Annotated in this window: 10 protein-coding genes; 5 read left to right on the top strand and 5 right to left on the bottom strand. The window is 43.4% G+C overall.

What is annotated here, in order from left to right; all coding sequences use genetic code 11:
- Positions 1–899: 899 nt before the first annotated feature.
- Positions 900–1,238 carry a cupin domain-containing protein gene (locus HMPREF9439_RS03980; protein WP_008863800.1) on the bottom strand — a complete coding sequence of 113 codons (339 nt, stop codon included), beginning with the start codon at positions 1,236–1,238 and terminating at the stop codon, positions 900–902.
- Positions 1,239–1,372: 134 nt separating this feature from the next.
- Positions 1,373–2,545, bottom strand: coding sequence for a C45 family autoproteolytic acyltransferase/hydrolase (locus HMPREF9439_RS03975; RefSeq protein WP_008863799.1), 1,173 nt, complete (start codon positions 2,543–2,545; stop codon positions 1,373–1,375).
- Between the two features lie 167 nt (positions 2,546–2,712).
- Between HMPREF9439_RS03975 and HMPREF9439_RS03970 the strand changes: the two genes are divergently transcribed.
- Both HMPREF9439_RS03970 and HMPREF9439_RS03965 read left to right on the top strand, forming a co-directional pair.
- Positions 2,713–3,555, top strand: coding sequence for a helix-turn-helix domain-containing protein (locus HMPREF9439_RS03970; RefSeq protein WP_008863798.1), 843 nt, complete (start codon positions 2,713–2,715; stop codon positions 3,553–3,555).
- Positions 3,542–4,429, top strand: a complete 888-nt coding sequence (locus HMPREF9439_RS03965) for a DMT family transporter (RefSeq protein WP_008863797.1) — start codon at positions 3,542–3,544, stop codon at positions 4,427–4,429. The genes HMPREF9439_RS03970 and HMPREF9439_RS03965 overlap by 14 nt, the downstream gene beginning before the upstream one ends.
- A 581-nt stretch (positions 4,430–5,010) precedes the next feature.
- Here the strand turns inward: HMPREF9439_RS03965 and bla are convergent.
- Both bla and HMPREF9439_RS03955 read right to left on the bottom strand, forming a co-directional pair.
- A complete protein-coding gene (gene bla, locus HMPREF9439_RS03960; protein ID WP_008863796.1) occupies positions 5,011–5,931 on the bottom strand; it encodes a class A beta-lactamase in 921 nt (306 codons plus the stop codon).
- A 167-nt stretch (positions 5,932–6,098) separates the two neighbouring features.
- A complete protein-coding gene (locus HMPREF9439_RS03955) occupies positions 6,099–7,685 on the bottom strand; it encodes an AAA family ATPase (RefSeq protein ID WP_008863795.1) in 1,587 nt (528 codons plus the stop codon).
- A 143-nt stretch (positions 7,686–7,828) separates the two neighbouring features.
- Here HMPREF9439_RS03955 and HMPREF9439_RS03950 point away from each other — a divergent pair, with 143 nt between their 5' ends.
- On the top strand, positions 7,829–8,944 hold the full coding sequence (locus HMPREF9439_RS03950) for a Fic family protein (RefSeq protein ID WP_155165840.1): 1,116 nt from the start codon (positions 7,829–7,831) through the stop codon (positions 8,942–8,944).
- 45 nt (positions 8,945–8,989) lie between these two features.
- Here the strand turns inward: HMPREF9439_RS03950 and HMPREF9439_RS03945 are convergent, their stop codons facing one another.
- Entirely contained in the window at positions 8,990–10,564 is a 1,575-nt protein-coding gene (locus HMPREF9439_RS03945) for an AAA family ATPase (protein WP_040603390.1), read from the bottom strand.
- Positions 10,565–10,760: 196 nt separating this feature from the next.
- On the opposite strand from HMPREF9439_RS03945, the gene argH reads away from it, so the two are divergent.
- Together argH and HMPREF9439_RS03935 are read left to right on the top strand one after the other, a co-directional pair.
- Positions 10,761–12,263, top strand: a complete 1,503-nt coding sequence (gene argH, locus HMPREF9439_RS03940; RefSeq protein ID WP_008863791.1) for an argininosuccinate lyase — start codon at positions 10,761–10,763, stop codon at positions 12,261–12,263.
- 247 nt (positions 12,264–12,510) lie between these two features.
- Positions 12,511–13,467: a LysR family transcriptional regulator gene (locus HMPREF9439_RS03935; RefSeq protein WP_008863790.1), complete on the top strand. Its 957-nt coding sequence runs from the start codon at positions 12,511–12,513 to the stop codon at positions 13,465–13,467.
- Positions 13,468–13,498 lie beyond the last annotated feature (31 nt).

Below are 13,498 nucleotides of genomic sequence, written 5' to 3'. Positions count from 1 at the left end.
GGGTAGTAGAAGATGCTAAAGTTGTCGAAGCTATTGTTGTTGTATGAAAAGTAACCAACAAAGCAGCGGCCAAAATCGTTAATGTAAACTTACCTCCATGTTTTTTTTGATAGGCATGAAACGTTCCATGCGATTGAGCATATATTTTGTTCATTCCTCGGGCTCCTATTTTGCATTGACTTCTTTCCCTCAAGGAAAAAATCACGCTTTTAGTAATAAAGAACCTATCTTACAACTAATCGTCCTAATTTGTACCCGATTCTTGAAAATGTGATTTTGTAGGTAGTTTTATCTATTTGATTTATTGACAATAATTCTATTGCTCTTACTTATATTACGAGTAATCATTTATACAGGAAAGAATTAATTACTATTATTTGGGATCAATTACCCACTAATAGATGGAACAATTACCAAACTCGCGCTCATTTTGTAAAAAATTCAACATGGGTAAAGGACAACCACCCGATAATTTCTAGCTAGATTCCTTCAAAATTGGGAATGAGATGTTGGATGTGTTAACTCTATCTGTACCTACCGTAGTCGTATCAAAAGAAACTAAACCAATAGGCAACGCAAAGAAAAAACGAAATTAACTTAGGTTAAAAGCCAGCTCAAGCGATCCTCTTTACAAACTAGAGAATAAAAACATATGATTCATGACATTGAAGCTCCCCCTTGAATATCTCTTAAAGAGTTTGCACACTTCTATTCGTGTACTCGAATTGGAAACACAAACTAAATATTCCCCACCTGACACCTCCTAAACTGGAAACTTGGTTTACCACAGAAAAAATCACCCTTCTTCTCAACGGAAATTCGAAGAACCTGCCCTCGTGTTTTGAAAAAGCCAGAGAAAATTGCGGTATAACTGGGAGGATCCGGCTTCTTCCGATCCCTTACAGTGACGGAAAAACTACCACCAGCATCATCTTGAAATCTTCTTCACCGTAAACGGCGTGCGGATGATTAGCCGGCATGACAATGCTCTCGCCTTTTTCTAAGAAATAAGGCTTACCGTCAATCATGATCTTGCCTTTACCATCCAAGCAGGTAACAAATGCATCGCCGGTGCTTTCGTGTTCACTAATGCCCTCACCTTTTGCGAAAGCAAATAACGTGATGCCAACACCTTTGTTTTGAACCAAAGTCTTGCTTACCACTTGTCCGGCTGCATATTGAACTTGGTCTGCTAATTTCAGAACTTCAGAAGAAGCAATATTTTTTAAATAAGCCATTTTTAACTCCTTATGTTTTAAAACGTTTTAAGAAGTCTATGGCTCGTTGAGGAAAAGTTCATTTAATAGCGCCTTCTTTTGGGCAGTTGCCTTAACCGCAACTGCCTTTCAATCTCAATTATTTTTTAAAGGCGTTACAGTCGATACTCCGAAACCTTTCCTTCACAAGGATATCCGTCAGTTACCCAAAGTTTTCCGGCCGTCACGTCCATCACCATGGCATAAACAGAACAATAACGTTCTCCGCTGATTCGAGGATCTTCGTGATAACAAATCGACTCCGGATAGTTGTCGTGATTGCTTAAAAGTTTGAATATCTCCTTCTCTCCGATCCTTCCGCCGTGTTTCTTTAACCATTTTTCCATGGTGTTGTAGCGTGTAAACGTCGAAGGAATAAAACTTTTGGCTTTATCCTGAGGTGCGATGAGAGGAGAAAGATAATGATTCGTATGGATTAAAGGTTCCCCCTGACTCATGATGACATCAAATTGATCAGGAGAGAATTCAATTACCATCTCAAATCCGCTGCGAGTCGCGATATTAAAAGCACCGGAACCGGCTCTCGGAAGCATAGAAACCGCTTTAATTGCTTCTGTTGCCAGACTGGAATCCAGAACTTTCCTCATCATTAGGTGAAGCGGAACGCCGATTTTCCCTTTTCCGACCGAAGTTGCATTAAGGCAAATAGAAATACCTTCCGAATTCAGTCCCTTTCCTCCGACCATGCCTGCCTCACAAATCATGAGAATGCTAGGCTCACCTTCTTGATGGACCTTAAGAACCACAGAATTTTGTCTGGCACTTGCCATCCAATCCCAAGTTTGTCCCATAAAGACATGACCGTTCTTGCCTCGTCCTTCCGGAATAATAATGCAGGAACAAGCATCTGCCTTGGCAAAAAGCACCTCGCTTCTGCAATTCAAAGTCAGGATGTCTTCAAAGCTTCTTCCCGCTCCCTCTGCAATGCCTTTCATTTCCTCAACATATGAAGGGCAATACTTCTCAATCACAGGAAGAAACTTCATGGCGAGTTTCTGTGCCTTCGGCCAATCAATATTCGCGGATTTTTCGAACGCGGAGGAATAAAAGTCAATATTTCTCTTAATCGCTCCGGAGGCCGATGATCCGTAGCGTTTTCCGCGTTCAAAGGCTGTACCCTTAATTTCTATCAGTTGATAATAAGGCTTTGCATTTAACTGAAGTTTTCTTTCTTTAGGAACGACCAAATCAGAAACGGTTTTCGCCCGAACCCCTTGGCTGACAAGTAAACCGGAAGAGATTCCAAGAATTAACTGGCGTCTAAGCATCACTTCACCCTAAAATTTTCTTCGTTCGAATACAAAACATTATGTTCTGAAAACATTCTCCATTCGTTTTAGAAGATACGATTTCTTGTCGCCTAAAAAATGGCAATTTTTTACAAGCCTACCGCCACCGTTTTTGAGATAGTTAGAAAAAACAAAAGAACCACTATATGGAAACCTTCTCACGAACCATCAGACATGACGAAGTGCTCGGGTTGGAAGCATTCTGCCTCCAGGGCTATGCTCAGCCTTTCCCTAGGCACTTCCACGACTACTACGTCTTGGGTTTCGTAGTTTCCGGTGAGCGGGAGCTCCTTTGCAACGGGCTTAACCTTCAAGTCTTTCCTGGCAATCTCTTAATTTTCAATCCTCGTGACAACCATGAATGTGTCTCGACGTCTCGAGCACCGTTCCTGCATTACCTGGGATTCAATATTCTTAAGAAGCGAATGGAAGAAATTTCAATGGAACTAACCGGTGAGAGTTGTCTTCCGCAATTCAAACCAACGGTTTTTTCTGACGAATCCGCCGGCAATGCTTTCTTGGAACTGCACAGGCTCATCATGCAGCGTTCCGATGAACTCAGGAAAGAAGAGTTGTTCTATGTCCTCTTCTCAAGGTTATTCGGAAAGTATGCCCACACCTCCTTGCAATCGCGGCCTCTCAGATCCTCTCAAATTAAGGAGGCTTGCGAATACCTTGAGTCACACGCTTCAGAGACAATAACCTTAGATGACATTTGCCAAAGAGTCTCTGTCAGCAAGTCCTCCTTAATCCGCTCTTTCAGCAAGCAGTTAGGTCTTACGCCTCATAGCTACCTCATGAGCATTCGGGTCAAAGAAGCGCAAACCTTTCTTAAACAAGGCATACCTCCATCACGCGCGGCACTAAAAAGCGGCTTTGCAGATCAAGCGCATTTCTCAAACGTATTTAACCGGCTAACAGGATTAACGCCAGGTAGTTACCAGAATGTTTTTCTAAAGAAGGCGCCTTCTTCCAATGACTCCGACTAACTCAAATACAACCGCTCATCTAGCGGCTTTCCTAACGATCCTTTGTTGGGGAACGACGTTCGTATCCACCAAGGTGCTTCTGCAAGGTTTTACGCCTGTGCAAATTTTGCTCATTCGTTTTTGCATCGGCTTCGCTGCTTTGTATTTTCTGTCCGCTAAAAGTACTTGCCAATTGACACAAAGACAGAATGTTTATTTGGCTTCGGCGGGTTTTTTCGGAATTTGTCTCTATTACCTACTGGAGAACATCGCTCTTACCTACACGCAGGCAAGCAGCGTCGGTGTCATCATGTCCGTCTCGCCGTTTTTTACTGCCATTTTTTCGTGTGTCCTGCTAAAAGAAAAATTACCTTCAGCAGCTTTCTTCGTCGGTTTTTGCCTGGCGATTGTCGGGATCTATTTGCTAAGTTTTTCCGGAGGGACGATGGCGGTCAATCCAAAAGGAGATTTGTTGGCCATATCTGCCGCTGCCGTTTGGGCTTTGTATTCAATCCTTATGAGAGAAATCGGAAAGTTCGGCTTTCCGACAATATTCGTCACACGAAAGATTTTCGGATTCGGAATCCTCTTTATGCTCCCAGCACTATTATTCGAGTCATGTCTGAACTGGCAAAGGATTTTTGAACCTGTCTTCTTCTTTAATCTTTTGTTCTTAGGTCTTGGCGCATCCGCCATGTGTTTTGTGACGTGGAACTTTGCTGTCAAAGTTCTCGGAGCGGTAAAGACAAGTGTGTACATCTACCTTGTTCCCGTCATCACCGTTCTCTGTTCTGTCGTAGTTCTACACGAAACCATTTCTACACGCGCCGCGTTAGGCATCCTATTAACGCTTATCGGTTTGTTGCTTTCGGAAATAAATAGCCGGAAGAAGTGATAACTTTGACTATGCGCTTCTTGCTGCCATCCTGCTGCTCATTCTGTCTATGGACTGTTTCAGTTGAGATCTTTGGACTACGTTCATTCCAGTAACGAGGACAAAGTCGAATCAGACTGGAAGACTAACTGCCTTAATCTCGACCAAGCAGACAATTTTTTTAGATCACATCTCCAAAATTTTAAGCAAATAAGTATTTCTACTTATAGGAAGAACAATCTTGCCTGGAAGTAGTCGGCAATCACCGGGAAGGCTGATGTGAAAATCTAGACTTACATTAGGAAGGAAAATTTTGGCAGGAAGGTGTTAACACCGACCTGCCAAATTCGTTTGTTTTCCTATCCCTTAAACTTAAAGAGCTGAGTGCGAAGAGCCTTCAATGCCTTAAAACAGTTGAGCTTGTCATTAACCGTCATTATTTGATTCGCAAGCAAATCAATGAAGTTCCTCATGCTGAACTCTGTTCCGATGATATGGAAGGACTTTTAGAGGCCGGGGGAATTCGAAGTTAAAAAGGTGATTGAACTTCGTTGGACGTCTCCTCCCCTAATCGTCGAACTTTCTGATTAAGGTTGAGAGACTCATTTAGCAGGAGCCGAATTTTTACCTGCGTTTTCAGTGTAATGCGAATAGACCTTCTTGGCGATATCGGCCATGATCTTTGCATTTGCAGCATCGGTTTCTTTTGAGTCTTTAACTAAAACTGCCAAATAGCATTTCTCGCCTCCGGGCATATAAATAACGCCCACGTCTGCATCGCACATTCTGATGCCTTCCGGTGTTCTGTATGACATTCCGGTCTTATGGCCAACTTCCACTTCTTTCGGCAAACCGGCTCTGAACTTGTCTTTACCCGAGGCCGAAGCAAGCATGGCCTTTTCTAAGAAAGCGAAATGCTCATCAGAAAGGACCTTTTCTGTGTAGACCTTTCTCAAGAGCTGAGTTACAGACAACGGCGTTGACCAATTGTTGTAGCTTTTTCTGATGTCCTGCTCCATGGACTTTTCGGTTTCGATCAACTGGATTCGATCGATACCCAAGTTCTTAATGAAGTCATTCACATTTTGAATTCCGCCCACAAAATTAATCAGCCAGTTACAAGCATTGTTGTCGCTCTGAGAGACCATATAGTTGATTAAGTCTCCATAGGACAAAGTGATTTTCTTAGACTTGTATTTTTTGTACATCGGACTCCAAGTCTTCGTGTCGATGTCAGATGGTCCTAGCGTAACAACTGCAGTTAAGGGGATGCCTTCCTTTTCCATTTTCTTTAGAACAGCAAGTGCAATATGGAATTTGAAGACGCTCATTAAAGGATATTGATCATCGTTATTCGCGGTGAAGGCATCGTCTTTGTAAAGAACCGCGACGCCGACTTGAGCTTTTTTGCCTTTAATGACTTCTTGAATGTCAGAAGTTAGATCTGATGCCGAGACTGAAAGGACTTGAAAAAGCAAAAGGCTCGATACAACGGCCTTACTAAGCAAGCTTCTTGATTTCATCAGAATACCGACAGTTATGATTGATCAAATTAGAAGAGGATTTTGCCAAAAATGATTTGGACAGACAATTCGGCGATTTCAATTTAGAAGCAGAGAGGCCGCTTTTTCGATTACAGCCAAAAGCGGCCGCCCGATTCTATGAATGGTTAGGATGTTTTCCTTGGTGATTAAACTTCTTTCCAACGGATAAATTTTCGTTCTTCAAGTGAGAAAACTAAAGCAACTTTGATCAGATTTTCTGATGAAGAATCGTCACCATATCCTTTGAGCTTCAGTTGCTCGACAGCTTCTTCGAGTTTTTGATCCGGATTTTCTTGGTCGCGGGAAACCTTAAATTCGAGGATCCAATGCCGGTTGTTAACTTTAACTTCCAAATCACTGCGTCCGTGAGCAGTATGGTGCTCCACTTTAGGCTCTAGTCCGGCTCCTGCAAAATACACCTGAGTAAACGCTCTGACTGAAGCTTCATCTCTTACCGGATATCGCTGATAATCAATTGCTGCAAAAAGACGATTAAGGATGTGGACAAGAGCCTCGGCTGATTCTTCTGACAAAACTTGGACAATTGGACCCGCTCCTACTTGTCCGGCGCTTCTACCCGTCAAGAGGTGCTCAACGTACAGTTGGCCCATAGCCTTCTTTACTTCAAGATTGGGATAATCTAAATAAACAGTATCTCCATACTTCACTGCTTTGATGGTCAAATAACCTGTCTGAGTGAGAAGACCTAAGTCAGACAAAGTGTCGGCGTCCGAACTCCCTGATAGAGTTGATAAAGAAATAGTTTTTTCTCTGCCATATTCCTCAGGACTTCTCATCGCATGGGATTTCAAATATTCCATCAGAACTGAAGGCTTACCGCCGCTTTCAAACCAATAGTCCAAGAGACCGTTTCTCGGGGATGCAAAGAAGTTTAGAAGAGACCAAGGGGCAAATACTCTTTCTGTGGCGCTTCTTTCAAAACAGAAACCATCATAATGTCTCATTAACGCCCCCAAGAGCTCAGAACGTGTTAAATCTAAAGCTCGAGCAGCGCAGGCTAGGTACGGCGAGAAGTATTTCTCGATTTCTTCTTTCGTATAGCCTAAAAGCTCTCCGAACTCCACATCCAAGGAAAGGTCTGACAAATTATTAAGGGCAGAAAAAATTCTGGTTTTGTTGAACTTAGTAATCCCTGTAATGAAGACAAATCTCAGTGCCCCGTCGTTGGACTTTAGGATCGCATAAAAATCCGAAAGGAGGCTCCTGACTTTTTCGAACAATTCGAAATTACTTAAACAAGAAGTCAGTGGTGCGTCGTATTCGTCAACAAGAATAACTAGAGAGTTGGGAGCCTGTTTTTTTAACCATGAAGATAATTGGCTAAAAATTGAAGTTCCGGTTTTGTCAAAGTTAAAACCATAAGGGGCGAAATTGTCTATTAAACGGTCTCGCAAATCATCCCTGAATTTCTCCAAACCGAAATCAGGTCTGATTTCCGAAAAATCCAACCTAACAACGTTGTAGGTCTCAGTTTCTTTCCATAGCTTTTCAATGGTCAAGCCTTTGAAGTCTCTAAGTCCAAACTTGAAGAGTGATTCAAACGTTGAGATCAATAGTGATTTACCAAATCTACGGGGCCGCGCGAGAAAAAATTTCCCGGGGCGAATGGCTATTTTGTATATAAGCGCTGACTTGTCGACATAAATCTGATTCCTTAACCTTAACGTTGCGAAATCAGACGTGCCAAGCGGCAGCAGACTTAACTCATCCATCCCCTTCCCCTTAATTCTAAAAATCTGATTTAGTCAATTTTACCAAAGCATGATAAAAGTAACTTTAACATCGAACCCCGAGACAGTTCTCCTGCATTTGCGGCTCTAAAAATATTTCTCCCCAGTATTTGGAGTTATTACGATTGTTCCAAAACCATGTACTAATCGTTCCATTCCTACTTAAAATAGAACGAAAAACATCATGTTTTGGAACGAAAATGTCTGCCCTCCGCGAAAAAGAATCAGAAATCCTAACCTCTCTTTCAAACTCCCCCAAAAGTCTTTCAGAGCTAGCGGAGGAATTAGGCGCCGGCTTTTCCAAAACAACCGTCCATCGAATAGTTACATCTCTTGCGAAGGACGGCAGGATCGTTGCGAGTGGTTCCGGCAGATCCGCAAAATATGAAATAACAAGCGTTGGAAGGCTGTTTAATCCCATAACTCCAGAGGAATACTTCCGGAAAGAACAAGACGACCGTCAAGCACTGACCTCTTTTAACCATGAGTTGTTTGAAACGCTTCTTAATCATGATCTGTTCTCCCAGGAGGAAATGGAAAGACTCACAGAACGACAAGGAGAATTCGAAGAACGCCGGAAAGGACTTTCGCCTATACTCCGACGGAAGGAAAAGGAGAGATTTGCCATTGATTTATCATGGAAATCCTCCCAAATTGAAGGCAACACCTACACACTTCTTCAAACCGAATCACTTTTCAAAGAAGGAAAACACACCAAGGGCAATACAAAAGCAGAAGCCGTCATGCTTCTAAACCATCAAGCCGCTTTGGATTACGTCCTCAACAAACCTGATTACTTTAGAGAATTAACAGTTCAAAAAATCCTTGAGATTCACCGCTTTCTTACGAAAGGACTTGGAATACCGAACAAAATCCGGGCCGGGCGAGTCGGAATTACCGGAACAAATTACAAGCCTTTAGCCAAAGCGAATCAAATCCAAAAAGCTCTCCAAGATTTGTGTGATCTCATTAACTCCAAACGAAACGTTCTAGAAAAAGCCTTTATCGCTCTGCTCTTAATTGCCTACATCCAGCCCTTCGAAGACGGAAACAAAAGAACAGCAAGAATTATTTGCAATGCGTTGCTGCTCCCAAACAAATACTGTCCTATCTCGTTCAGGACCGTTGAGCCGGAAGATTATCGTTACGCGACATTGCTTTTTTATGAACAGAACTCGATTCCTTCTTTCAAGAAAATTTTCATGGAGCAGTTAGAGTTCTCTACGGCCAATTACTTCTGAGGTGGTCGCTTCTTTCCGTTTGATCTAACTAAGGATAGCTCGAGTTTAAGCAACGGACCATACTGTAATTCGTCTGTCGGATTCGGAAAACACTAAAACCAACTTCAAAATCTCCATTCTTCCGCCCAGCTTTCCAGAAAAGGGTTTATCCAATTGACTTACCGCAACTTGCAGCAACTGTTCAGCTTCCTGATCCGGATGACAATATTCGAGTGTTAACACAATAGTCCTCTCTCCGGCTTGGACTTCTAAAACGCTTTCACCTTTTGCAATCACTTTAATAACGGGCGAAAGCCGAACATTAATCATCGCAATCTGAATGACGGCAAGGACACTCTTTGCATCCTCGATCGAGTACGCTTCGTAATCCACACTTTCCAGCAATCTATTGAATATTCGTACAAGAGTCTCGGGATTATCCTTGACAAGCCTAATAGCGAAGTCCATCACACCGGCCTGTTCAATAGTTTTTCCTACCAGCTGATGCAAGTACATACCAGCCATCGCATGCCGAACTTCTTCGGTGGAATAGTCAACAATGGCGATGTTTCCATCTACAGATTTGAAAGTCAGGTAGCCAGTCTGAGTAAGAAGATCAACTTCTGAGAAATTCTCTCCTATGGCGGGACCGCCAAGCTGCGAAAATGGAATGGTCTTAACGGCAGCGAAATTCTTTGGGTCTTTCAATGCTCCTGATCTAAATAGGTCTTTTAGGACTGACGGCTGGCCGCCGGTTTGAAACCAATGATCGCGGAAGCCTCTAGTAGGATAAATAAGGAAGCTCATGACCGACCATGGATTCATGACTCTGACGGTTGCGGTCTTTTCGAAACAATATCCATCATAGTATCCAGTCAAACGCTGCAGCAAAGCCTCCGGCTCCGCCCCAAGTTGTCTTGCGGCGTTTTCTATATAACCAGAAAAATAGTCTTTTAGTTCTTGAGTGGTAAAGCCAACAATCGATCCGTACTCCGGATCCAAAGAAATATCTGCCAAGCCTTTAAGCTCAGAGAGCATACCGGTGTTTTTGAAGTTCACAATTCCGGTGATAAACACAAAGCGGAAAGCAGAATCTCGAGATCCAATCACCGAAAAGAACCCAGAGATATCTTTCAAAATTAGGTTGAATAATTTTGGATCTTCCAAAGTCGCCGTCAAAGGCGCCTCGTACTCATCTACAAGAAGTACCAGAGAACCAGGCTCCTGGCCCTCTAACCATTCCGACAACTTTTCCAGCAGATCAGGCAGCAAATAACTATCGCATTGAAAGCCATGCTCGCTGAAGGAGTTCAAGAGGTGCAAAACAAAATTCAACTCAAAACGCTCGAACCGGCTAGAGCAAGTCACAGAAAAGTCCAGCAGGACAACCTTATTCTGCTTTCGTTCTTTCCAGAGCTTTTCGATCTTCAAGCCTTGAAAATCTTGGTCACCGCTGCGGAAGAGCGAGTTGAGCACGGACACAAGAAGAGATTTACCGAATCGTCGTGGTCTTGTCAGCAACACTCGAGAATGTTTATCAACCATGGAAAAAATCTGAGCCGTCTTGTCCACATAAACTCTGTCGGACAGACGTATATTTCCAAAAGAAGAAATTCCGAACGGCAATGAAGGAAGAGACATAGAAGAAACCTCAGATAACTCCGGCCATTTTAGGCACTCCCGTATTCTCAAAAAATCCCATGTTACAGGCATGCTTGCTTATATTTATTTTGAATTTTTCAAAACTAATTTTGAAAAGTTCTCTTCCCGAGAAGACAATCGACGGCATCCATAGGATCATTAGAGGACCAAATCCCAACCACCATAAGGAGCCACTATGGACGAGAACCATCGCGGAAAAATCAAAAAAGCACCCGCACCGGAAGTTGTGAAATATCTTATCAACCCGGCGATTAAAACAGACCTAGAAAGAAGTTATCAAACCATCCTCGATATCAACAAAGCTCATGTCTTAATGCTTGCCGAGGAAGGCATCATCAGTACCGACGTTGCAAAGAAGATCTTAGAGTGCACGCAGGAAATCTCTGCAATGGAAGGTCATCCGACCTTTGAAATCAATCCCAATGTCGAAGACCTGTACTTCAACTTGGAGAAGTATCTTCTTGAGCAAACCGGCGCCGAGATCGGGGGCCAGCAGCATACCGCCCGATCCAGAAACGACCTTTTTGCAACAGAAGCAAGAATGGACATCCGAGGTTTCTATCTGCGTCTGTGCGGCATGTTCAATGAGCTTCGCCAGAATCTTATAAATTTAGGAGAGGCAAATGTTGATGCCGTTATGAGCGGCTACACACATCTTCAGCCGTCAGAACCGATTACTTTCGGTCATTATTGCGCCGGAGTTCTAAATGCTCTGGAACGTGATTATGAAAGAATCCAAAATGCTTGGAAGGCCTTGAACATTTGCCCTCTTGGGGGCGGTTCCATGGGTTCTACCACTTTCATGATCAACCGAGACAGAACAAGTGCCCTGCTCGGTTTTGACGAACCCATGCAAAACTCCATCGACTGCACGGCAAGCAGAGATTACTGCCTTGAGATCATCGGCACGATGTCTGTTGCTTCCTGCACGCTTTCCCGCTTCGCTTACGACCTCTACATGTGGTCCACGCCTGAATACGGTTATGTCGAAGTCGACGATTCTGTTGCAGGGTGCTCTTCCATCATGCCGCAGAAGAAGAATGCTCTGACACTGGAATGCTGCAAAGGCAAAGCCGCTCATATGGAAGCTTTCTTCGTGTCAGTTTTCAGTTCACTGAAGAATATTCCGTTCACTCACTGCAGAGACTCTTCAACAGAAGCTATGCGATTTGTATGGACCGCTTTGCAGGAATTTGAAGCTGACTTGGCATTGTTAAATGTCACGATCAAGACATTAACGCTCAAGAAAGAAAGGATGCTTCAAGCTGCAGTCCAAAACTATTGCACAGTTACCGAATTGGCTAACTACCTCGTTCGCCATGACGGTATTTCCTTCCGCAGTGCTCATGGCGTGGTGGCCATGTTGGTCGGCTACATGCAGGAACATAACAAGCTAGCCAACGAAATCACAGTGGATGACATCAATCCGATCTGCGAGCTTCTCCTGGGTAAGAAGACCAGTCTTACTGATGACCTGATCCGTGAAGCGCTTGATCCGACAAGAAACGCGATGTCCAAGAAGACAATCGGCGGTTCGAATTCTGAGGAAGTCACTCGCCAGCTCAATCGTCTTCAGACCAACCTGGATCGTGACAACCTGACATTAGAAAGCAGAGTCGGCCAAGTTAAGGGCGCTAAAGAAGAATTAGAGCGCAAGGTCGCCGAAGCTATCGCTTAATTAACTTAACCTCCCACTTTTCCAACCAGACGGCGTTCCATTTGGAGCGCCGTTTTTACGGCTGAAGGGAAGCTTTCAGACAAGTGGTTTTTTGACCATTGAGATTTTGAGGTTGCCTATAGGTCAATGAGCCTAATTACCTTTCTGTTCCTCAGTGGAAAGCTTTCGGAAATTCGAAGTACAGCTCCAAGCTGATGATCCTTCATATAATTATCAACGAACACGAATGATCAGCTGAGCTTAGATAATGGATAAAAAACAGTGGTCGGAAAATTCCGGTTTCTTCAGTACCGGCACACAAGTCTTCTTAGTAATGGCCGAATGCGGTAATTTGTCGGAAGCATCTTCCGTCTTGGATATGCATCCGTCGACCATTTCTTATCATCTCTCCGAACTGGAAAAAAGCCTAAACCTTCCTCTGTTTGATCATTCCAAAAGGCCCTTAAAGCTCACTTCCGAAGGTTTGAATCTCTATAACGAGCTGAAATATCATTTCTCTTCGCTTAATGTTCGAGTTCAGAAACTAAGACAAAAGAACTTTCTGAAGCCTATTATCCGAATCGGCATCATTGAAAGTCTCTCTCGGAACCTCGGCGTACATCTCATCGAAAAACTTTCCCCTTTGTCCAATGAGATTTCTCTTTTAACTGGGACTTCAAAAAGATTAATCGAGTTAGTTAAGACCCAGACCGTTGACATCGCTATCGCCTGCACTAAGAAAATCGACGAGTCTTTCTTTGCTCAAAAGTACCTGTTTTCTGAACCGTCAGTGTTGGCGCTCCCAAAGGAGCCTCGCTTTGAAAAGGATTTTTTTACCTGGGAAGAACTGAGGTTTTGCGGCCTGCCCTTCCTGAGATACAACCGATTCTCGGGAGGCAGCGAGATGACGGAGAATTTCCTGAACTCACTGTTCATTCATCTGCCGAATCGGATTGAAGTTGACGATGGCGGCGTCATGCTGAAACTCATCTGCAAAGGCATCGGCTGGAGCTTGGTCCGACCTGCTACATTGGTTCAGCATCCTGACTTAGCAGCCCAAGTGCATTTCTGCAAGATGCCTGATCCCGTTATGCAGCGAGAAGTGATTCTGATCTTCGGGAAAAGCGTCAATCCGGAATTGGTTGATACGGTCGAAACTCTCAGTAAAAGTTTCTATGAGGCCGAGCTTTCTAAAGAGTTCAAAAAAATCCTTCAACAAAAATAAAAATAAGGGCTTAAGCCAAAAACCTAAGCCC

It is taken from the genome of Parasutterella excrementihominis YIT 11859 (genome assembly GCF_000205025.1).
Lineage (GTDB): Bacteria > Pseudomonadota > Gammaproteobacteria > Burkholderiales > Burkholderiaceae_F > Parasutterella > Parasutterella excrementihominis.
Note: the sequence above shows the minus strand (reverse complement) of the source record. Positions and strands in the feature narration are given on the sequence as shown.